Source organism: Aureimonas ureilytica (assembly GCF_001475935.1).
GTDB lineage: Bacteria > Pseudomonadota > Alphaproteobacteria > Rhizobiales > Rhizobiaceae > Aureimonas > Aureimonas ureilytica_A.
Genome location: NZ_LDQA01000022.1, coordinates 129,568 through 149,676 on the forward strand (window position 1 = coordinate 129,568; position 20,109 = coordinate 149,676).

General features: G+C 65.0%; 18 protein-coding genes. 10 read left to right on the forward strand and 8 right to left on the reverse strand.

Annotated elements, in window-relative coordinates; translation table 11 throughout:
- Positions 1–10: 10 nt before the first annotated feature.
- The 3 genes from NS365_RS10295 to NS365_RS10305 form a co-directional block, all read right to left on the reverse strand.
- On the reverse strand, positions 11–874 hold the full coding sequence (locus NS365_RS10295; protein WP_058600287.1) for a tetratricopeptide repeat protein: 864 nt from the start codon (positions 872–874) through the stop codon (positions 11–13).
- A gap of 438 nt (positions 875–1,312) precedes the next feature.
- Positions 1,313–1,552 (reverse strand): 30S ribosomal protein S21, encoded by a 240-nt coding sequence (rpsU, locus tag NS365_RS10300; RefSeq protein WP_026358568.1) that lies wholly within the window; start codon positions 1,550–1,552, stop codon positions 1,313–1,315.
- A gap of 149 nt (positions 1,553–1,701) precedes the next feature.
- A complete protein-coding gene (locus NS365_RS10305) occupies positions 1,702–3,681 on the reverse strand; it encodes an FUSC family protein (protein ID WP_058600195.1) in 1,980 nt (659 codons plus the stop codon).
- 345 nt (positions 3,682–4,026) lie between these two features.
- On the opposite strand from NS365_RS10305, the gene NS365_RS10310 reads away from it, so the two are divergent.
- A complete protein-coding gene (locus tag NS365_RS10310) occupies positions 4,027–4,935 on the forward strand; it encodes a hypothetical protein (RefSeq protein ID WP_058600196.1) in 909 nt (302 codons plus the stop codon).
- A gap of 103 nt (positions 4,936–5,038) precedes the next feature.
- Here the strand turns inward: NS365_RS10310 and NS365_RS10315 are convergent, their stop codons facing one another.
- Positions 5,039–5,323 carry a hypothetical protein gene (locus tag NS365_RS10315; protein ID WP_153003721.1) on the reverse strand — a complete coding sequence of 95 codons (285 nt, stop codon included), beginning with the start codon at positions 5,321–5,323 and terminating at the stop codon, positions 5,039–5,041.
- 211 nt (positions 5,324–5,534) lie between these two features.
- Between NS365_RS10315 and NS365_RS10320 the strand changes: the two genes are divergently transcribed.
- From NS365_RS10320 to NS365_RS10330, 3 genes are all read left to right on the forward strand, one after another.
- On the forward strand, positions 5,535–6,446 hold the full coding sequence (locus NS365_RS10320; protein ID WP_058600198.1) for a class I fructose-bisphosphate aldolase: 912 nt from the start codon (positions 5,535–5,537) through the stop codon (positions 6,444–6,446).
- A gap of 143 nt (positions 6,447–6,589) precedes the next feature.
- Positions 6,590–7,012 carry a Fur family transcriptional regulator gene (locus NS365_RS10325; protein ID WP_058600199.1) on the forward strand — a complete coding sequence of 141 codons (423 nt, stop codon included), beginning with the start codon at positions 6,590–6,592 and terminating at the stop codon, positions 7,010–7,012.
- Between the two features lie 492 nt (positions 7,013–7,504).
- Positions 7,505–8,293, forward strand: a complete 789-nt coding sequence (locus NS365_RS10330) for an outer membrane protein (RefSeq protein WP_058600200.1) — start codon at positions 7,505–7,507, stop codon at positions 8,291–8,293.
- Between the two features lie 153 nt (positions 8,294–8,446).
- Here NS365_RS10330 and NS365_RS10335 read toward each other — a convergent pair whose 3' ends face one another.
- Positions 8,447–9,400 carry a carbohydrate kinase family protein gene (locus NS365_RS10335; protein WP_058600201.1) on the reverse strand — a complete coding sequence of 318 codons (954 nt, stop codon included), beginning with the start codon at positions 9,398–9,400 and terminating at the stop codon, positions 8,447–8,449.
- An 86-nt stretch (positions 9,401–9,486) separates the two neighbouring features.
- The gene (locus NS365_RS10340; RefSeq protein WP_058600202.1) at positions 9,487–10,239 is read right to left on the reverse strand and encodes a DUF3750 domain-containing protein; all 753 of its coding nucleotides are present in this window, start codon (positions 10,237–10,239) and stop codon (positions 9,487–9,489) included.
- 127 nt (positions 10,240–10,366) lie between these two features.
- Between NS365_RS10340 and NS365_RS10345 the strand changes: the two genes are divergently transcribed.
- Entirely contained in the window at positions 10,367–11,365 is a 999-nt protein-coding gene (locus NS365_RS10345; protein ID WP_058600203.1) for an asparaginase, read from the forward strand.
- On the opposite strand, the gene NS365_RS10350 is transcribed toward NS365_RS10345, so the two are convergent.
- Positions 11,346–12,635 carry a TIGR03862 family flavoprotein gene (locus tag NS365_RS10350; RefSeq protein ID WP_058600204.1) on the reverse strand — a complete coding sequence of 430 codons (1,290 nt, stop codon included), beginning with the start codon at positions 12,633–12,635 and terminating at the stop codon, positions 11,346–11,348. The two genes, NS365_RS10345 and NS365_RS10350, sit on opposite strands and share 20 nt — an antisense overlap.
- Positions 12,636–12,820: 185 nt before the next feature.
- Here NS365_RS10350 and NS365_RS10355 point away from each other — a divergent pair, with 185 nt between their 5' ends.
- The 4 genes from NS365_RS10355 (at position 12,821) to NS365_RS10370 (ending at position 16,138) form a co-directional block, all read left to right on the forward strand.
- Positions 12,821–13,216, forward strand: coding sequence for a VOC family protein (locus NS365_RS10355; protein WP_058600205.1), 396 nt, complete (start codon positions 12,821–12,823; stop codon positions 13,214–13,216).
- A 64-nt stretch (positions 13,217–13,280) separates the two neighbouring features.
- Positions 13,281–13,823, forward strand: coding sequence for a twin-arginine translocation signal domain-containing protein (locus tag NS365_RS10360; protein ID WP_058600206.1), 543 nt, complete (start codon positions 13,281–13,283; stop codon positions 13,821–13,823).
- A 103-nt stretch (positions 13,824–13,926) separates the two neighbouring features.
- The gene (locus tag NS365_RS10365) at positions 13,927–15,495 is read left to right on the forward strand and encodes a GMC family oxidoreductase (RefSeq protein ID WP_058600207.1); all 1,569 of its coding nucleotides are present in this window, start codon (positions 13,927–13,929) and stop codon (positions 15,493–15,495) included.
- A gap of 193 nt (positions 15,496–15,688) precedes the next feature.
- The gene (locus NS365_RS10370) at positions 15,689–16,138 is read left to right on the forward strand and encodes a pseudoazurin (RefSeq protein ID WP_058600208.1); all 450 of its coding nucleotides are present in this window, start codon (positions 15,689–15,691) and stop codon (positions 16,136–16,138) included.
- A 54-nt stretch (positions 16,139–16,192) separates the two neighbouring features.
- Here the strand turns inward: NS365_RS10370 and NS365_RS10375 are convergent, their stop codons facing one another.
- Entirely contained in the window at positions 16,193–16,492 is a 300-nt protein-coding gene (locus tag NS365_RS10375) for a ribbon-helix-helix domain-containing protein (protein WP_058600209.1), read from the reverse strand.
- Between the two features lie 136 nt (positions 16,493–16,628).
- Here NS365_RS10375 and pyc point away from each other — a divergent pair, with 136 nt between their 5' ends.
- Positions 16,629–20,090 (forward strand): pyruvate carboxylase, encoded by a 3,462-nt coding sequence (gene pyc / locus NS365_RS10380; RefSeq protein WP_058600210.1) that lies wholly within the window; start codon positions 16,629–16,631, stop codon positions 20,088–20,090.
- Positions 20,091–20,109 lie beyond the last annotated feature (19 nt).

The window sequence follows — 20,109 nt, forward strand, 5'->3', positions numbered from 1 at the left end:
GATGATCAGCTCAGGAACCGGCGGAACCGCGCGTGCGCGCCACGCCGTCCTTGGCTGGCTGGTAGTTCGGGTCCAACTGCGCGGCATGGGCGAAGGAGCGATAGGCCTTGGCCTTGTCGCCGCGCGCTTCCAGAACGAGGCCCTGATTGGCCCAGAATTCGGCGCGCTTGCCGTCGAGCAGAATGGCGCGATTGATGTCGTCGGCCGCGTCATCGACATTGTTCAGTGCCAGATAGGACACGGCGCGGCCGGAATAGGGCTCGGGCGCGTTCGCATCCATCGAGATGGCCGTCGAGAAGTCCTCGATCGCCTGACGGTGCTGCCCGTCCAGTTGGTAGAGCAGGCCGCGATTATGATAGGCGCGCGGATCGGTCGTGTTCAGGTCGATGGCGCGCTGAAAGTCGGCCAGCGCTTCGCGGTTGCGATTGGCGACACGGTAGATATTGCCACGGCCGATATAGGCCGTGTCATATTTCGGGTTGATCTGAAGCGCGCGGTTATAGTCCGCCACCGCTTCCACATTCTTGTTCATCTGGCGCAGCACGAGCGCCCGGTTCGCATAGGCCTGATAGAAATTCGGATCGAGCTGGATCGCGGTCGAGAAATCCTTGATCGCGCGATCATTGTCGCCCGAGCGACCATAGGCGATGCCGCGAACATTGTAGGTCTCGGGATTGCTCGGGTTGGCGTTCACGGCGGCCGTCAGCGACGAGAGATTCTCGGACGAGCCCTGCGCCTGATCCAGCGCGATGGATTGAAGGGCGGGGCCGGTCTGGCACGCCGAAAGAGCGAGGCCGGCGGCAGCCAGGACCAGACCGCGCGTGCGGATGAAGGCGGCGGCGGAGCGGACTGACGTCCGGTGAGTCTTCGTCATGGTGAGCACGCGGCGACTTCCTTCAAGGCACGGCGATCGAGGTCGAACGAATTCGGCCTCCTGGGGCATGAGGCTCGCTCCTGTCGAGGGGCGCGGGCCGGCGCGTCAGAATAAAGAGGCAAGCTTACCTGAGGCCGATGTCTCGACCCTTCGAAATGTCTGCTCTATCCGTCCGCACCGCTGGAGATCGTCCAAGACAGACTTTTTCGATATGCCTTGCGAGCCTGCTATTTCAAGACAGGATCGCAACATCCGAACGCGTCATTGCGGCACGGGGCGGAGCCATGGCCGATCCGAGCGGGCCGACTCGCTCTTTGGTCGATGCGCGATGCCGAGCGCCTCCAAGATCATAGCTCGCAGCGCCGACACATAAACGAAAAGGGCGACGCAGCCGATAGCTGCACCGCCCCGATCCAGTTCTAGAACTGAGCGATGCGCTCAGCGAGCCGCGGCCGGCTTGGCGCGGCCACCAGCGACGAGACCCTCGCGCTGGGCCTGCTTGCGGGCCAGCTTGCGAGCGCGACGAACCGCCTCGGCCTTCTCACGAACGCGCTTCTCCGAGGGCTTCTCGTAGAAGTTGCGCATCTTCATTTCACGGAAGACGCCTTCCCGCTGAAGCTTCTTCTTGAGAGCGCGGAGAGCCTGATCGACGTTGTTGTCGCGAACGAGTACCTGCACAGAATGATCCGTTTCCAAGGGTCCAAAGGGTTGCGTGGAGACGGTGCGGAACGCGCCGGGTCTCCCGCGGGAAGCATCCTTCCCGTGATCGTGGCGGCTTCCATATCAGAAGCCCGGGCACCTGTCGAGCGCCATACGTTCCATCGGCCTCAGGGGGCGATGGCGGAACGGGTCGATCCGCCGGCGGCATCGGCGGTCGCCTGATGGAGGATATGGCGCAGCGCATGAAGCGCAAGCGCTGCATCGGGTGCGTCCAGGTCACGGCTGGCCGAAACCCAATCGGTCGGTGTGAGGGCTGGCGTCGTGGAGTGGCGAAAGAAGTGCCCGACGCCCGAGCGCAGCGTTGCGATATCGGCTCGGCACCGGGCGATCGACCGGTCGAACTCCTCCGCGTCCGGCTCTTGAGCATCCGCGCTTCGAGGCATGTCGGCGGTGCTGGCGAGGCGATGGGCCCAGTAGGCAAGCGCGGCCAGCCGCAGAAGGCCAAGGCGCACGAGCTTGCGCCGGGGCGCGGAAATCCAGCCGCTTTCGAGCGGGCGCGCGATGGTCACGATCTCGGTATGACGCCGGTCGAGCGCGCGTGTCACGGCTAGAACCTTCCATGATGAGGCATTGCCCCGCCGATTTTCGAGAATCGTCTCCAGAAGGCGATCGAGTTCGGCGAGGAAACTGTCGACGCCGCGCCGCGAAATATTCTCCGTGCGCGTCGGGAAGACGAAAAAGGACACGAGCATTCCCGCCAGCGCGCCGACCAGCGTTTCCTTGAGGCGCAGGACGAGAAGGTCGGGCGAGAAGCTGCCGAGAAGCCCGTAAACCAAAGACAGCGCCACGGTGACGAAGAAGGTCAGCGCGCCGTAGGAGACCTGGACGAAATAGAAGGCCAGAAACACGCAGAGCACGATGAGGCCGAGCGGCAGGGCGAAGCTCCCATGCAGGAGCGTCGCCACCAGAATGCCGACGACGATTCCCACCCCCGTGCCGATCGCCCGATCGACGCTGCGCAGAAGCGCGTCGCCGCGCGACTGCGTGTTGACGAACACCAGAAAGGCCGTGAGGACAGCCCAGAACCAGCGCTGTTCCGAAACCCAGAGCCCGCCCGCCATGGCGAGGGCGCAGGCGAGCGTCACCTGGAGCGCCAAGCGAAAGGAGGGCTGGCGGTGCCATGGAACGGGTGTCTGCGCCGCGCTCGGCAGCGCAAGCCCCGGTCCTTCGAGCTGGTGCTCATCGAGCCCGTCCGCCGAGCGCCGGAGCTGGAGCCGCGCCTTGGCCAGTCGGTCCAGCGTGCCGGCCAGACGGCTTTCATAGGATGACGCGTCCGCCTCCGTGTCGAGGGCCGCTGCGAGCGTCGTTTCGGTCGCCAGATGCAGGTCGAAGAGCTTGATGGCAAGGACGGCGGCCGGCGTCTGGCGCTCGGCGCCGCTGGCGTCGTCGGGCAGGAGTCCTTCCGCGATGGCGATGGCGCTTCTGACCTGGCCTTCCGCCGCGATGGCGGCGCGGCGGGCCTCCTCCGGCCAGCCGGCGCGCTTGCCCGCGCGGATGCGCGAGACCAGCGTTCCGATGCGCTCTTCCACGGCCCGCAGCGTCTGGGCGAAATCGAAGGCGGGCCGATCCGGCAGCAGGATCTCCCGCACCAGATGCGCCACGCCGCCGCAAAGCAAAAGGGCGAGAGCGATCGTCGGCAGATCGGAAACGGCGGCGTGGAAATAGATGCCGACGAAGCAGGCCATGAAGGCGAACATGCCCGCCGCATTCCAGCGCAGCCCCCATTTGCGGGCATAGACCGCCGCGAAGGTCACGAGGAGAAAGAAGCCGTCCAGAAGGCCGGAGCGTTGACCGACAAGAGCAATGGGCACCAGCACTCCGAGACCGGCTACAGCGCACAGAACGCGGGTCCGGGCGCGTCCGACGGCGCTGCGATCCTTGATCGCAATGGCATTCTGCAACGCCAGAATGAGACCGATCGCGAAGCTGATGACGGGCAATGGCAGAACGAGATTCAGCAACGTCAGCGACAGGCCGACGAAGACGAGCGTCAGCGTCACGCGGCCGGCCATACGAAGGCGCACCAGGCCGGGATCGGTGCCGGCCAGCCAGCCATGGAGACGTTCGAGAAAGGCGCTGCGCGGCATGGGGCTCCATCCAGACAAGTCTCATGGATTGGAGCGCGGAACGAAAAGCGTCAACTCGCTTCGACAAGCAAATGGGCGCGGGGCGTCGCGACAGGTCTGGCTGAAAGCGCCGGCTGGAGTCAGCACATGTCAGGAAATCAAAGTAAAACTTACGATCACCTTCACCAAGTGATGGGCGGGCGAGTCCGGATCGAAGTCACCGCGTCGCATTTCGTTCGTGCACAAGAAAAAGCGCACGGCACATCTGGAAGAGTGTCGTGGCCGACCATTTACCTAGACCATGGTGCCTCGTCCGAGGCCCGCCTTTCGTGAGCGCGATGCGCCACCCGAGTTTGGAGTGAAGATATGGTCGATATTGTGGATCGCGGCGCTGTCGCGGGCGTGGGAATTCGTCGCATCTCGTGGGGCGCCATCATCGCCGGCACGATTCTGACGCTCGTCGTCCAGATCATGCTGGCCCTTCTGGGATTGGGCATCGGCCTTGCATCGATCGACCCGATGTCCGGCGATACGCCTTCGCTTGCCTCCTTCTCGTCGGTCGGTGGCATCTGGACCGCGCTGACTGTCCTGATCGCGACCTTCGTCGGGGGCTACGCGGCTGCGCGCTTTGCCGGTTCCACTATGCGCCGCGACGCGGCCCTGCACGGCATCACGACCTGGGCGACCTCGACGCTGGTGATCGTGTATCTCCTGACGAGCGGCGCATCCGCACTGATCTCCAACACGTTCGGCGCGCTCGGCTCCACGATCTCCTCCATCGGTCAGGCCGCTGGGGCGGTTGTTCCCAATTCGCTGGACTCGCTGCCGCCGCAGCTTCGCCAGCAGGCGCAGCAGCTTCTGGCGCGCGGCCAGCAGCAGGCCAATCAGGCCGCCGATCAGGTGCAGAACGAGGCCAATCAGGCCGCGCAGAACGCTCGTCAGGCCGCCGGCACGCAGGATCTGGGCGCGGCTGTCACGGAAATCTTCAAGGGTCTTGGCCGCGACGCGACGCCTGAGCAGCGCCAGAGCGCCATCAACGCCATCTCCTCGCAGGCTGGCATCAGTACACAGGAAGCCGAGCAGCGCCTGAACCAGTTCCAAGGCCAGTATGACCAGGCCGTCGCGCAAGCTCGCGAAGCCGCGACCAAGGCTGCCGAAACCGCTTCTACAAGCGCTTTCGTGGCTTTCGTCGGCCTTCTGCTCGGCCTCATCGTCGGTGCTGTGGGCGGCGCGGTCGGCCGCACCGATCGTCTGGCCGGCTACTATCGCGACTGAGCGCGCGGCGTTTGCTCACAAAGGAAAGGCGGGCTTCGGCCCGCCTTTTTTGTTGGCTCGAATAATCGGTGACGGGGCGGTCGGTGCATGCCCTTTCGCCCGATCAGAAATAGTTCAGGAAATAAAGGCTTCCGGCCAGAACAAGCCCAATGGCGGCAGAGGACCAGAGAGCCGGCGCCATGCCGCCGGATCTGGAAGTTCTGCGCTGCGCCTCGATTTCTTCCAGCCGGCTTGCAACGCGACCCTGCGCCATGAGGCGGATGTCCGCGCCTTGAATGGGGGCGCGTCGAGGCGTCGTCGCCTCGCGCGGGCGGGGCACGGAATAGGCCGGAAGGTCTTGTCCGCTTGCCACGGTCGGATCGCAGCCGAATCCTGTTGGGAACATCATCTGCCCACGCATCGCTTCGCCCCTCCATGATCACAAGTCTTAACGCGGGAGCGAGTCATGAGGTTGCAGGGGCGGCCTCGGGAGCGTTGGAAAAATTCAAACGATTTTAATGTGTTGGGCCGTGAGCGAACGGCTTTACGCTGCGAAAGACCTCGTTAATACGGGACCGGGGCCGCCGAGAAGCGAGCGGCTGGCGAGGATTGAGGAAACCATGCTGAGAACCGAAACCGTCCGCAAGATCTTGTCCTGGTACGAGGGCGAGACGCCGGGACTGAAGTCCAACCTGTCGCGCCTTCTCATGCATGGGCGTCTGGCGGGCACGGGGCGGTTGGTGATCCTGCCCGTGGATCAGGGCTTCGAACACGGTCCGGCGCGGTCCTTCGCGCCCAATCCGGCCGCGTACGATCCCCACTATCTCTATGAGCTGGCGATCGAGTCGGGCGTTTCGGGCTATGCCGCCCCGCTCGGTCTTCTGGAGCAGGGCGCCGACACGTTCGCCGGCGAGGTTCCGCTGATCCTGAAGCTCAACAGCGGCAACTCGCTCGTCAATGCCCAGGATCAGGCGCTGACGGGCACGGTGGAAGATGCCCTGCGCCTTGGCTGCGTCGGCGTCGGCTTCACGATCTATCCCGGTGCCGAAGCGTCCTACGGCATGATGGAGGAGCTTCGCGAGATCACGCTGCAGGCCAAATCGCGCGGTTTGATGACGGTGGTCTGGTCCTATCCGCGCGGCGGCAAGGTGACCAAGGCCGGCGAAACGGGCGTCGATATCATCGCCTATGCCGCGCATATGGCCGCGCTGCTGGGAGCCACCATCATCAAGGTCAAGCTGCCCTCCGATCACGTCGACCTCGCCGAGGCAAAGTCCACCTACGAAAAGAACGCCATTCCCGTCACAACGGGGGCCGATCGCGTGCGTCACATCATGCAGGCGTCCTTCGCGGGCAAGCGCATCGTGGTCTTCTCGGGCGGTGCTGCGAAGAACACCGAAGAATTGCTCGATGAAGTCCGTGCCATCCGCGACGGCGGCGGCAATGGCTCGATCATCGGTCGCAACTCCTTCCAGCGCTCGCGCGAGGATGCGCTGAAGCTTCTGGCCGAAGTGATGGATCTCTATGCCTGACGGATCCCCGCGTCGGCTTGTGTCGAGCCGATCGGATCGTTACCTGAAGGGGCAGGGGGACTTTTCGTCCCTCTGCCCTTTTTCCGTTCGAGGCCAAGGTCTTCCGCTTTCGATCCCTCGACATCGATGGAGCCCGTCGCGGCATGAAAGACGAACTCCGCCTGACCCGCAACGAAACGCTCGTCCTGTCCGTCCTGCGGGACGAGAGCGGGCCGCACACGGCCTATCAAATTCTCGATCGTCTGCGCGGCGATGGCTTGAAGGCGCCCTTGCAGGTCTACCGCGCGCTGCGCTCCCTGTCCGAGCGCCATCTCGTGCACCGGCTCGAAAGCCTCAATGCCTTCGTTGCCTGCAACCATCACCACGGCGACCACCACCACGCGACGATCTTTTCCATCTGCCAGACCTGCGGCCAAGTCAGCGAGGCGACGGACGCCACCCTCGACGCGGCGCTGGCGGCGCTGGCGCAGCGGCAAGGGTTCAAGCTGGAAAATGCGGCGGTCGAGATCCGTGGCCTATGCTCCGCCTGTGCGTCAGCCACGCATTCTAGCCCAGACGAGGCTTGATTCTTTCGCCAAAGATGGCGACAAAGTGGTGAGGGGAAGGCAGACTTGGGCTGCGCCGAAAGCGGCAAGGCTACGGCGACTCAGAAAAAAGAGTTCGTCCCCGTTTTCCCCGCAATACCCACTCCGCTCGGCAGGCGGCGTATTTCAGCCCCGCGTCAGCCTTCAACTCTTCATTACGTTCGATCGAAAGCGTGATCTGAGCGGCATGGGGAAGGAAACCCCTTTTGCGTCAGTTGTTTGGCGGTGATGGGGCAATTCGCGCAGTTAAACGAACCTTAAGATTGTCGGTTTAAATCTCCATTCGAACGCTGCTGGCGGATCATCAGGCTGTTGCCGGGTGGCCACACAGCGGTCGGTATCGAAAATGGTGCCATTGTTCAGGCACGGTGTCGAACCATAAATCGTCCCAAGCCCGAACGATCGGGTCTGAGCTTCCGAGCCGAAAGGTTTGGCAGCACTAAACGTCGCCAAGGCGACAGTGGAGTATCGAACATGAATCGCTTTGCCCTTCTTCTCGCTTCGACCGCTTTCGTGACGCCGGCTCTGGCCGCTGACGTCGTGTACGAAGAGCCCGCGGCGCCGGTCGTCGCTCTGGCTCCTGCGTATTCCTGGACCGGCTTCTACGTCGGTGGCCAGGCCGGTGTTGCGTTCAACCGCGACGCGGGCGACGTCCGCTACAACCCAGGCACGGGCACGTTCACGACGACCCAGTTCTCGGGTAACTCGCGCGACAGCAACGACGCAGCCTTCATCGGCGGCGTGCACATCGGCTACGACTACCAGATCAACAACTTCCTGGTTGGTGCCGTCGCCGACATCAACTACATCGACGCGAAGTCGAACTCGACCTACAACATCACTTCGGCTCCGGGCGTCGTCGACACCTTCGGCCTGTCGAACGACATCAACTTCGTCGGCACCGTTCGCGCCAAGCTCGGCGTGACCGCTGACCGCTTCGCCGTGTACGCCACGGGCGGTCTGGCTTACGCCGACACCGAGACCAAGTACTTCGCTCCGGGCACGCTCCGCGCGACGAACGGCTTCATCCCGACCGTCAACTCGAACTCGGACGACGTCGGCTACGCCGTCGGCGCCGGTGTCGACTACCTCGTCACGCCGAACTTCTCGCTCGGCCTCGAGTACCTCTACACCGACCTCGGCAAGACCGACACGAAGATCACCTACACGAACGGCGTCACGCAGACCTCGTTCAACGCTGACTCCTCGTCCAACCTCGACTTCCACACGGTCTGGGCCAAGGCTTCGTTCCGCTTCAACTAAGATTGGTCGATCAGCCTTTTCGGAGGCTGGTCTTCTTTTCAGCCCGCCGCGATTTTGGTCGCGGCGGGTTTTTTGCGTTCTGTGGACGATGGACATGAAAAAGGGCCGCGCGGTGACCACCGCGCGGCCCTTTCCAGGCTTAAGAACTTGTCATCAATCGAGGGGCGGAAGGTCCAGATCGGCCCGGCGCGGCAGGTCGGCACCCCGGCGCGAGCAGGTGATGGCAGCGGCGCGTACCGCAAAACCCAGAAGTCCGGTCAGGGCATCTTCGCCCAGCGATCCCGCGGCCTCGGCGCTCAGATTGCCGCCTTCCTTGAGCCCGGCCAGCAAAGCCGCCTGGAACGTATCGCCCGCGGCCACCGTGTCGGCGACCGCGACGGACCGGCCCGGCACCCGGACGGTCACCCCCGAGCGGTTGGCGGCTATCGCTCCATGCTCGCCGAGCGTCACCACCGCGAGCGAGGCGCCTGATGACAGCCAGTCCGCCAGAACCGTCTCGACCGCGCGGCCGGGATAGACTTGCTCCAGATCCTCCTCGCTGGCTTTGACCAGCGCGGAAAGCGGCACCGTCGCGCCGATGCGCGAGCGCCAGATGTCGAGATCGGGCTCAATGCTGGCTCGGATATTTGGATCGTAGGAGATGAAGCGGCGCGCGTGCTCCTGCGCCGCGAGCCGGGCGAGGGCGCTGGCGGTCGGCTCCGTTACCGTCGAGTAGGAGGCGAGGTGGATCGCCTCGATTTCATTCGGCAGCGAGGTCGGGACTTCCGTCGGCTCGATGGAGCGGTCGGCCGTGCCTTCGATGTAGAAGTCGTAGCGCGGCGTCCCGGCGCTCGACAACGAGACCATGGCGAGCGTCGTGTTGCGATCGGTGTCGATCAGAAAGTCTTGGGCAATTCCTTCGCGCTGCATGAAGGCGCGGATGCGTCGGCCGAACGGATCGCCCGAGACCTTGGTGAAATAGCCGGTCGAATGGCCGAGGCGCGCCAGACCGAGGGCGACGTTCAAGGGCGATCCTCCGATCCGGCCATTCAGCGAGATCGACGCCACATCGGCTTCATCGCCGCCGGCAAACACATCGAACAAGGCATCGCCGCAGCTTAGAAACATCCGCTTCCCCCAAATCTGGCTGGTCGCCTGTTCGCTATCAAACTTGCGCCGATCTGCAAATGGACCGGTGCCCTGCCTGAGACGTGTCAGGCGATGCGCGGTGCGAAGCCGAACGCGCCGAAGGCGGGGATCTTGATCTGCCAGCGGAAAGGATCGATGCCTGCGACGAGGCCGAGCAGATTGACTTCGAAGCCGCTCTGCATCCCGATGGACAGGCCGGCATAACCGAACAGCGAGACGCTGAACTGCCGCGCCTCCCGGTCGAGCCGGACGAGGCGCCCATCGGTCGGGTAGTCGCGCCCGACGGCGGCCGGCGGCAGGACCGCGCCGAGCGCCGGAACCTCCCGCAGGACATGAGCCACGAAGCTGTTGCTGTTCGGTCCGGGAAAGATGCGATAGCCGCCGCGCGCGGCGAAGGGGTAGGATTGAATGGCGCGTGCGATATCAGGCAGGGCCGCTTCCGCCGCTCGGCCATGCAGCGCCGCGACGACGCGCGGCTCGTTGGAATACCAGCGCCCGTCCGCCGCATAGCCGTTGTGACGGATCGGCATCCCCCAGCCGACCTTGTCGTAGCGCTCGTATCGCTGCGCACCAGGGGCCTTGGTGACGATCCACGAGTGTTCCGACAGCGCGCCCTTGAGGCCGCCAGTGCGCGCCGCCAGAATATAGACCGCTGCGTCCTTATCCTCGCCGGCAAGCGGCAGAAGTGACGCGGAACTCCAATCCGCCTTGCTCCAACTCGTGGGATGTTGGCCCATCCACCAAAGCCCGGTCGCCAGCGCGGCCGGCAGGAGATAGATCAGCACGAAGGCCAGAAGAAGCGGTCTGATAATCAGCATGGTTCGGCCGGTTTGACAGAGCGTGATAGGCAGGTTCGCTTCGTCAGATGGGGACGAGGCGAGCGAACGAACATGCCATGCGACGCTGAGGGCCGCCATGCCCCGCCGAGACCGGAAAGGACAGGACATGAAGCCGATCACCATCGAGGTTACCCGAGGCGGTTCTGTGGAAAGCCGACATCATGTCAGCCTGGCCGTGGTGGACGGCGCGGGCCGCGATGTCGTCGCCCACGGAGATGTCGGGACGCCGGTGTTTCCCCGTTCGGCGGTGAAGGTCTTTCAGGCGCTACCGCTGATCGAAAGCGGGGCGGCGGATCGCTTCGGGCTCGACGCGCGCGCCTTGTCGCTGTGCTGCGCCTCGCATTCGGGCGAGGACGGGCATGTGGAACTCGCCGGCACGATGCTGGAAAGAGCAGGGCTCGGCGAAGGTGATCTCGAATGTGGATGCCATTGGCCCTTCGATCAGCCCGTCGCGCTTTCGCTGGCGAGACGAGGTCTCCAGCCGACGCAGCTTCATAACAATTGCTCGGGCAAACACGCGGGCTTTCTCTGCACGGCCGTCCATCTGCGGGAAGACCCGAAGAGCTATGTCGGCGCGGAGCATCCCGTTCAGCGCCGCGTGCGGGCCGCGATCGCGGATGTCACCGGACTGGCGGAAGGCGACCTGCCGATGGGCATTGATGGTTGCTCGATCCCGACCCATGCCGTGCCGCTGCGAAACCTGGCCCAGGGCTTCGCGCGGCTGGCAGGCGGGGAGGGCGTTGCCCCGGAGCGTGCGCGCGCCGGGCAAAGGCTGATGGACGCCTGCATGGCCGAGCCCTGGCTGATGTCGGGCACGAAGCGCGCCTGCCTGCGCCTGATGGAAGCCGCGCCCGGCCGGGTCTTCGCCAAGACGGGCGCGGAAGGCGTTTTCTGTGGCGCGGTGCCCGAGCTGGGCTTGGGCTTCGCCTTGAAGGCGGAGGATGGCGCGACGCGCGCGGCCGAGGCGGCCGTCGCCGCGACGCTGGCCCGGCTTTGGCAGGGGCACGATGTGGAGCTCGCGGAGCGCTACGACAGCCTGTCGCGCACCCATCTGCGCAATTGGCAGGGAACCGAAGTAGGTGAGGTCAGGGCTGAATGGCCTTGACGGGTTTTCGCGCTCGGCTCCGGCCTTTCTTGGCGGCCGCGCTCAGCCATGCGTCCACGCCAAGGCCCCCGGCGCGGCCGGTGGCCAGGCAGGCGGTCAGGAGATAGCCGCCGGTCGGCGCTTCCCAATCCAGCATTTCGCCGACCGCGAAGAGGCCCGGGCGCTGGGTCAGCATGAAGCGCGAGTCCAACTCGCCGAGCTTGATCCCGCCGGCCGATGAGATCGCCTCCGCGATTGGGCGAGGGCGCAGGAGGCGCAGGGGCAGGGCCTTGATCGAGGCTGCAAGCCGAGGGGGATCGGCGCGTTCGGTCTCGGACGTCGTTTCGCGCAGGAGCGCAGTCTTCACCGCGTCGAGCCCCGCGCCCTTTCGCATCCGCGTCGAAAAACTCGCCTTGGCAGGTTGGCGGGCGAGAGACGCCACGAGATCGGACAGGGCGCGGCCGGGCGCGAGGTCGAGTTCGAGGCAAGCGCTGCCGTCTCGCTCGATCGCATCACGCAGGGCCGCCGCGTGGGCATAGACGAGACTGCCTTCGACGCCGCTCCTGGTCAGCACGAATTCGCCCTGAGACTGTCCTGCGCTGGAGCGCGCGGTGACCGCTTTCACCGGCGCGCCGGCGAAACGCTCGCGCAACGGCGCGCTCCAATCGACATCGAAGCCACAATTGGCCGGGCGAAGCGGGGCGGTCGCAATGCCGAGGTTTTGGAGAATCGGCATCCATGTGCCGTCCGAACCGAGCTTCGGCCAACTGGCTCCGCCCATTGCCAGCAGCGTCGCGCTGGCAGGGACCAGACGCTCACCTTCGGGCGTGGCAAAACGAAGCGCCGCGCCCTCGAACCCCAGCCAGCGATGGCGCGGGAAGAAGCGCACGCCGGCCTCCCTCAACCGCTTCAACCAGGCGCGCAACAGCGGCGAGGCCTTCATCGCGACGGGGAATACGCGGCCCGACGAGCCGACGAAGGTCGGTGCGCCGAGCGCCTCGGCCCAGGCTCGAACGGCCTCCGGGGGGAACCCTTCGAGAGCCGACGCAAGATGCGCATTCGCCTCGCCGAAGCGCGTGGCGAAACGCTCATAGGGTTCGGAATGCGTGAGATTGAGGCCGGACTTGCCGGCAAGCAGGAACTTGCGCCCGAAGCTCGGCATGGCGTCGAACACGCCGACGGTTCGCCCGCGCGCGGCCAGCATCTCGGCTGCTGCCAGCCCTGCCGGCCCCCCGCCCACGATGGCGACTTCGATGGTGGCGAGTGGATCGCCCGCTTCCGCTTTCGTCATGCGAGCAGCCTGTGAACCGATCCCGGCCGCAGGACAAGAGGGTGATCTTTGCCGCGATGCGTCAAAGGGGACCGGCATTGTCGTATCGGGCTACTACCCTTCACCCAAAAACCGTCCTTAATCTCTTGATTGTTCAATGATCCCTTCCGATCCAAGGGAAGGGCCTCAGTCAGGGTTCGTTTCGCGTGGCCAAGCTCATCCATTCCATGATCCGCGTGCTCGACGAAGCGCGCTCGGTCGAGTTCTATCGCACCGCCTTCGGGCTGGAGATCGCCGATCGGATCGATTTCGACAGCTTTACCCTGATCTACATGAAGAATGCCGAGACGGATTTCGAACTGGAGCTGACCGTCAACAAGGGGCAGTCCGGCGCCTACGATCTCGGCAATGGCTATGGCCATCTGGCCGTCTCGGTCTCCGGTCTCGAAGCCGAGCACGACAGGCTGAAGGCCGCCGGCCTCTCGCCCAAGGACATCAAGGAGCTGAAGACGCCGGATGGCAACGCCGCGCGCTTCTTCTTCATCGAAGACCCCGATGGCTACAAAATCGAGGTTCTCGAGCGGAGCTGGCGCTTCGCCTAATTTCTGCCGCCGCCCCGGCTGGGAGGCCTCGAGGGGCGGCCGCCATTTCATCTGGGAGGAATGAATGACCACGCGGTCTCTTGCTGCGCCGGGCCTGTCCCGCCGTGTCTTTCTGAAAGGGGCGGGCACCACGCTCCTCACCGTTGCCGTCCTGCCGAACGGCCTCGTCACCGGCAAGGCCTGGGCGCAGATGCCCAAGGCCACCAAGCCCGAAACCTTCGCCTCGCTCGTTCAGATGTCGCGGGACTGCTATCCGCACGACAAGATCGACGACAAGCACTACGCCACCGCCGTCGAAATCCTGGATGAGGCGGCGCGCGGCTCACCCGATCAGCTGACCCTTCTGGAAGACGGTATGTCCGCGCTTAACAAGGCGGCCGCGACGGCGCATGGCGTGCCCTACGCCAAGGTCGCGGGCGAGGCCGACCGCGTGGCGCTGCTGAAGGCGATCGAGCCCACGCCCTTCTTCCAGAAGGTGCGCGGCAATCTGGTGGTCGGTCTCTACAACCAGAAGGACCTCTGGCCCGTCTTCGGCTACGAGGGCTCCTCCTTCGACAAGGGCGGCTATCTCGAGCGCGGCTTCAACGACATCAACTGGCTGACCTGATCGCCGGTTTCGCGGGCTTCAATCGCATGAAGACGCCCGGCGGGCCGCATGAGGCTTCGCGGCAAGACGAAGCCCGGCCTGCGCGCGGCGGGGAGGAACAATCATGGCAGCACCCTACGACCTCAACGACAGCAGCGTGTTCGTCATCGTCGGCTCGGGCGCGGGCGGCGGAACGCTCGGCACGCAGCTGGCCTTGAAAGGCATCGACACCGTCATCCTCGAAGCCGGCAAGCGGCACGAGACCTGGGACTTCATCAACGACGAATGGGATTCGTTCAGCCAGCTTGCCTGGACGGATAAACGCATGACCTCGGGAAGCTGGGACATTTCCCGCACCTTCCCGAACCTGCCGGCCTGGATCGTGAAATCCGTCGGCGGCTCGACCGTCCACTGGGCGGGCGCCTCGCTGCGCTTTCAGGAGCACGAGTTCAAGACGCGCACCCATTATGGCGAGATTGCCGGGGCCAATCTCCTGGACTGGCCGATCGACCTGAAGGAACTGGAGCCCTGGTACGCGCAGGCCGAGGACCGGATGGGCGTGACGCGCACCAACGGCATTCCGGGTCTGCCGGGCAACAACAACTTCAAGGTGCTGGAAGCGGGCGCCAAGAAGATCGGCTACAAGGAAGTCCATACCGGCCGCATGGCCATCAATTCCGAGCCGCGCGACGATCGCGGCTCCTGCATGCAACTGGGCTTCTGTTTTCAGGGCTGCAAGTCCGGCGCCAAATGGTCCACCCTCGTCGCCGAAATCCCGAAGGGCGAGGCGACCGGCAAGCTGGAGGTTCGGCCGGAATGCCAGGTCCTGCGCATCGAACATGATGCACAAGGCAAGGTGACGGGCGTCGTCTATGCCGATGCCAATGGCGTCGAGCAGCGGCAGAAGGCGAGGGCGGTGGCGGTCGCCGGCAATTCGATCGAAAGTCCGCGCCTGCTTCTCAACTCGCATTCGAACCAGTTCAAGGACGGGCTCGCCAATTCCTCGGGGCAGGTCGGGCGCAACTACATGCGCCACACCACGGGCTCGGTCTACGGCATCTTCGACAAGCCGGTGCACATGTATCGCGGCACGACCATGGCCGGCATCGTGCGCGACGAAGCGCGACACGACACGAGCCGTGGCTTTGCCGGCGGCTACGAGTTCGAGACGCTGTCGCTCGGCCTGCCCTTCATGGCCGCCTTCCTCGACCCTCAGAAATGGGGCCGGGATTTCTCCAGCGCCATGGACCAGTACCAGAACATGGCCGGGCTCTGGATCGTGGGCGAAGACATGCCGCGCGAGGAGAACCGCATCACGCTGGCGGACGAGAAGGACGCCTTCGGGATGCCCGTCGCCTCGGTTCATTTCGAAGATCACGAGAACGACACGGCGATGCGCAACCACGCCTACAAGCAGGGCTCTGCGATCTACGAGGCGGTGGGCGCGGTGCGCACCATCCACACGCCGCCCTATCCTTCGACCCACAATCTCGGCACCAACCGCATGAGCGAGAAGGCGAGCGACGGCGTCGTCAACCGCTTCGGCCAGACGCACGACATTCCCAATCTCTTCGTCTCCGATGGCTCGCAGTTCACCACGGGCGCGGCGGAAAACCCGACGCTGACCATCGTCGCCTTGGCGCTGCGTCAGGCCGACCATATCGCCGGGCGCATGGCGCGCGGCGAACTCTGACCGGACTGCGCGGGCTCCGCGCCCTGGCTCGCCTCGCCCTACGCGGAAGAGGCGGGCTATGGCCGACCGGCCCGTTGATCGCGGTGTCCCGCCCGCTCTCCCCTTGGGCTGGACGCCGCCGCGCCGGCGCCATCATCCTTCCTTGGCGCCGGCGCGCTCCAATGCTTGAAACTCGCAACGACGGATCATCGACATGCCGAACGGAACTGCCCGCGCCCTTGGTCTTCTTGCCCTCGTCTGCGCCTTCGCCCCGGCCGCACAGGCGGCCGACCATGAGGTGAAGATGCTCAATCTCGGCGCCAAGGGCGCGATGGTGTTCGAGCCTGACTATATCGTCGCCGCACCGGGCGACACGGTCACCTTCGTGCCGACGCAGCCGGGGCACAATGCCGAGTCGATCAAGGGCATGTGGCCGGACGGGGTGGAGCCCTTCAAGAGCGGCTTCAACCATCCCTACACGCTGAAGATCGAGAAGGAGGGTGTCTACGGCATCAAATGCACGCCGCATTACGGTATGGGCATGGTCGCGCTGGTGGTGGCGGGCAAGCCGGACAATCTGGAGGCCGCGCGCACGGTTAAGCACCCCGGCAAGGCGCAGCCGAGTTTCACCGCGCTTCTGGACGAAGCCGCCAAGGCGAAATAGCGCCTCTGCCAAAGCCTCCGGCCGCAAGGCCGGAGGCCGAATGAAAAGGCGACGTCAGGCCGCGACGCGCACCATGGGCTTGGGCGCGGCCGCGTTGCGCCGCTCGGCGTCCTGAAGACAGACGCAGCGCAAGAGCGAGGTGAAGTTGCGCGCCTCCCCATGCAGCTCCAGCACTTCGTCATAGAGCACGGTCAGGAAGCGCGGCAGCGTCATGCCCTGCGAGCGGGCCAGCTCTTCCAGCGCCTGCCAATAGACCGCTTCCAGGCGGATCGACGTGGCGTGGCCACCAAGGCGCACCGAACGCGTCTCGCTCTCGTATTGCGAGAGGGGAATCCCGGAAAACAGATGACACATGGCAAGCCTCCTCCCTGGAATGGTTCCAGTATGGAGAATTTGCGCTTCGATACAATCGCTCTTCGCTGCTGCATTGCAACGCAGCGGAACTTGGCGTTAGTTCGCTGTCGAAACGTCGATTTGGGGGAATGGGCAGTTGGCGATAGCGAAGATTCTCGTGGCGAACCGTTCGGAAATCGCGATCCGCGTCTTCCGGGCAGCAAACGAGCTGGGCCTCAAGACCGTCGCGATCTGGGCGGAAGAAGACAAATACGCCCTGCATCGCTTCAAGGCCGATGAGAGTTATCAGGTCGGTCGCGGCCCGCATCTCACTCGCGATCTCGGCCCCATCGAGAGCTATCTGTCGATCGAAGAGGTGATCCGCGTCGCCAAGCAGTCGGGCGCGGACGCGATCCATCCCGGCTATGGCCTCCTGTCCGAGAGCCCCGAATTCGCCGACGCCTGCCGCGAGAACGGCATTACCTTCATCGGTCCATCGCCGGAAACGATGCGCCGGCTCGGCAACAAGGTCGCGGCGCGCAATCTGGCGATTGAGGTCGGCGTGCCCGTGGTCCCCGCCACCGATCCGCTGCCCGACGATATGGGGCAAGTCGCGCGTCTTGCCGAAGAGATCGGCTATCCCGTGATGCTTAAGGCCTCCTGGGGCGGCGGCGGGCGCGGAATGCGCGCCATCCGCAAGGCCGAGGACTTGGCGCGCGAGGTGCTGGAAGCCAAGCGCGAGGCCAAGGCCGCCTTTGGCAAGGACGAGGTCTACCTCGAGAAGCTGGTCGAGCGCGCGCGCCATGTCGAGGTGCAGATCCTCGGCGACACGCATGGCAACGTGGTCGATCTCTTCGAGCGCGACTGCTCCATCCAGCGCCGCAACCAGAAGGTCGTGGAGCGCGCGCCCGCGCCTTACCTGAACGACGAGCGCCGCCGCGAACTCGCCGCCTATGCGCGCACGATCTGCGCGGCGACGAACTATGTCGGCGCGGGCACGGTCGAATTCCTGATGGATGCCGATTCGGGCGAGTTCTACTTCATCGAGGTCAACCCGCGCATCCAGGTCGAGCATACGGTGACGGAAGTCGTCACCGGCATCGACATCGTGAAGGCGCAGATTCACATTCTCGATGGCGCGGCCATCGGCACGCCGGAATCGGGCGTGCCGGCGCAAGCCGACATCAAGCTCAACGGTCACGCGCTGCAGTGCCGCATCACGACCGAAGACCCCGAGCACAATTTCATTCCCGACTATGGCCGCATCACCGCCTATCGCGGCGCGACGGGGTTCGGCATCCGCCTCGACGGCGGCACGGCTTATTCGGGCGCGATCATCACGCGCTTCTACGACCCGCTTCTGGAGAAGGTGACGGCCTGGGCTCCGAGCCCACAGGAAGCGATCGCGCGCATGCACCGCGCGCTGCGCGAATTCCGCATCCGGGGCGTGGCGACGAACCTCACCTTTCTCGAAGCGATCATCACGCACCCGGCCTTTGCCGACAATTCCTACACGACGCGCTTCATCGACACGACGCCGGAACTCTTCGCGCAGGTGAAGCGGCGCGACCGCGCGACCAAGCTTCTGACCTATCTGGCCGACGTGACCGTCAACGGCCATCCCGAAACCAAGAATCGGCCGCGCCCGCCCGCCGACGCGCGCCTCCCGGTCGCGCCGCAGTTCCGGGGCGAGATCCGGCCGGGCACACGCCAGAAGCTGGAGGAGCTGGGGGCCAAGGGCTTCGCCGAATGGATGCGCGCGCAACCCCAGGTTCTCGTCACCGACACGACGATGCGCGACGGGCATCAGTCGCTGCTCGCGACGCGCGTTCGCACCCATGACATCGTCGGCATCGCGGACGCCTATGCGCGCGCGCTGCCGCAGCTTTTGTCGCTCGAATGCTGGGGTGGTGCGACCTTCGACGTCGCCATGCGCTTCCTCACCGAAGATCCATGGGAGCGCCTGTCGCTGATCCGCGAGAAGGCCCCCAACATCCTCCTGCAGATGCTGCTGCGCGGCTCCAACGGCGTCGGCTACACCAACTATCCCGACAATGTGGTGAAGCAGTTCGTGCGCGAGGCCGCGAGCGGTGGCGTCGATCTCTTCCGCGTGTTCGACTGCCTGAATTGGGTCGAGAACATGCGCGTCTCGATGGACGCGGTGCTGGAATCGGGCAAGCTCTGCGAGGGCGCGATCTGCTATACGGGCGATCTCTTCGACCCCACTCGCTCCAAGTACGATCTGAAATACTACGTCCATCTCGCCAAGGAGATGGAGCGCGCGGGCGCGCATATTCTCGGCCTGAAGGACATGGCGGGCCTGCTCAAGCCCGCCGCCGCGCGGGTTCTGGTCAAGGCGCTGAAGGACGAGGTGGGCCTGCCCATCCATTTCCACACGCACGACACGTCGGGCATCGCGGCGGCCACGATCCTCGCCGCCGTGGACGCGGGTGTCGATGCCGTGGACGCGGCGATGGACGCGCTGTCCGGCAACACCTCGCAGGCCTGCCTCGGCTCACTGAACGAGGCCCTGCGTGGGTCAGAGCGCGATCCCGGATTGGATCAGGAGGCTATCCGCCGCATCAGCTTCTATTGGGAAGCGGTGCGCAACCAGTATGCCGCCTTCGAGAGCGATCTGAAGGGGCCGGCCTCGGAAGTCTATCTCCACGAAATGCCAGGTGGCCAGTTCACCAACCTCAAGGAGCAGGCGCGCTCGCTCGGGTTGGAGACCCGCTGGCACGAAGTGGCGCAGGCCTATGCCGACGCCAACGCCATGTTCGGCGACATCGTGAAGGTCACGCCGTCCTCCAAGGTGGTGGGCGACATGGCGCTGATGATGGTGGCGCAGGATCTGACGGTCGCAGACGTGGAAAGCCCGACCCGCGACATCGCCTTCCCGGACTCGGTAGTCGCCATGCTGCGCGGCGATCTCGGCCAGCCTCCCGGCGGCTGGCCGGAAGGTTTGCAGCGCAAGGCTCTGAAGGGCGAAGCGCCGATCGCGGTTCGTCCCGGCTCGCTGATCCCCGACGCCGATCTTGCCGCCGAGCGCGCCAAGATCGAGGAGAAGCTCGGCCGGAAGATTTCCGATCAGGAGTTTGCCTCCTATCTGATGTATCCCAAGGTCTTCACGGATTTCGCGCTGGCCGCCGAAACCTATGGCCCGGTCTCGACCCTGCCGACCGCCAATTACTTCTACGGCATCGGCACGGAAGAGGAGATTCTTGTGGATCTCGAACCCGGCAAGACGCTCGTCGTGCGCTGCCTCGGCACGGCCGATACGGACGAAAAGGGCCGTCGCACGGTCTTCTTCGAACTCAACGGCCAGCCGCGCCGGGTGAAGGTGCCCGATCGCTCCAAGGCGGGCGGTGCAGGCGCGGCTCGACCGAAGGCGGAAGCCGGCAACCCGGCCCATGTCGCGGCCCCCATGCCCGGCGTCGTCTCGACGCTCGCCGTGCAGCCGGGTCAGGCGGTGAAGGCCGGCGACATTCTGCTCTCCATCGAGGCGATGAAGATGGAAACCGCGCTTCATGCCGAGCGGGACGGGACGATTGCGGCCGTGCATGTGCGGTCTGGCGATCAGATCGACGCCAAGGATCTGCTCGTGGTCTTCGCAGCCTGATAAATACGGGGCGGCCTTC

What these genes read in the sequence shown, in the direction of transcription:
- NS365_RS10375 (WP_058600209.1), bottom strand. Translation starts at nt 16,492, where the DNA reads ATGTGTCATCTGTTTTCCGGGATTCCCCTCTCGCAATACGAGAGCGAG.
- NS365_RS10370 (WP_058600208.1), top strand. Translation starts at nt 15,689, where the DNA reads ATGCCGAACGGAACTGCCCGCGCCCTTGGTCTTCTTGCCCTCGTCTGC.
- NS365_RS10315 (WP_153003721.1), bottom strand. Translation starts at nt 5,323, where the DNA reads ATGATGTTCCCAACAGGATTCGGCTGCGATCCGACCGTGGCAAGCGGA.
- NS365_RS10365 (WP_058600207.1), top strand. Translation starts at nt 13,927, where the DNA reads ATGGCAGCACCCTACGACCTCAACGACAGCAGCGTGTTCGTCATCGTC.
- NS365_RS10360 (WP_058600206.1), top strand. Translation starts at nt 13,281, where the DNA reads ATGACCACGCGGTCTCTTGCTGCGCCGGGCCTGTCCCGCCGTGTCTTT.
- NS365_RS10320 (WP_058600198.1), top strand. Translation starts at nt 5,535, where the DNA reads ATGCTGAGAACCGAAACCGTCCGCAAGATCTTGTCCTGGTACGAGGGC.
- NS365_RS10350 (WP_058600204.1), bottom strand. Translation starts at nt 12,635, where the DNA reads ATGACGAAAGCGGAAGCGGGCGATCCACTCGCCACCATCGAAGTCGCC.
- NS365_RS10330 (WP_058600200.1), top strand. Translation starts at nt 7,505, where the DNA reads ATGAATCGCTTTGCCCTTCTTCTCGCTTCGACCGCTTTCGTGACGCCG.
- NS365_RS10310 (WP_058600196.1), top strand. Translation starts at nt 4,027, where the DNA reads ATGGTCGATATTGTGGATCGCGGCGCTGTCGCGGGCGTGGGAATTCGT.
- NS365_RS10295 (WP_058600287.1), bottom strand. Translation starts at nt 874, where the DNA reads ATGACGAAGACTCACCGGACGTCAGTCCGCTCCGCCGCCGCCTTCATC.
- NS365_RS10305 (WP_058600195.1), bottom strand. Translation starts at nt 3,681, where the DNA reads ATGCCGCGCAGCGCCTTTCTCGAACGTCTCCATGGCTGGCTGGCCGGC.
- NS365_RS10325 (WP_058600199.1), top strand. Translation starts at nt 6,590, where the DNA reads ATGAAAGACGAACTCCGCCTGACCCGCAACGAAACGCTCGTCCTGTCC.
- NS365_RS10340 (WP_058600202.1), bottom strand. Translation starts at nt 10,239, where the DNA reads ATGCTGATTATCAGACCGCTTCTTCTGGCCTTCGTGCTGATCTATCTC.
- NS365_RS10345 (WP_058600203.1), top strand. Translation starts at nt 10,367, where the DNA reads ATGAAGCCGATCACCATCGAGGTTACCCGAGGCGGTTCTGTGGAAAGC.
- NS365_RS10335 (WP_058600201.1), bottom strand. Translation starts at nt 9,400, where the DNA reads ATGTTTCTAAGCTGCGGCGATGCCTTGTTCGATGTGTTTGCCGGCGGC.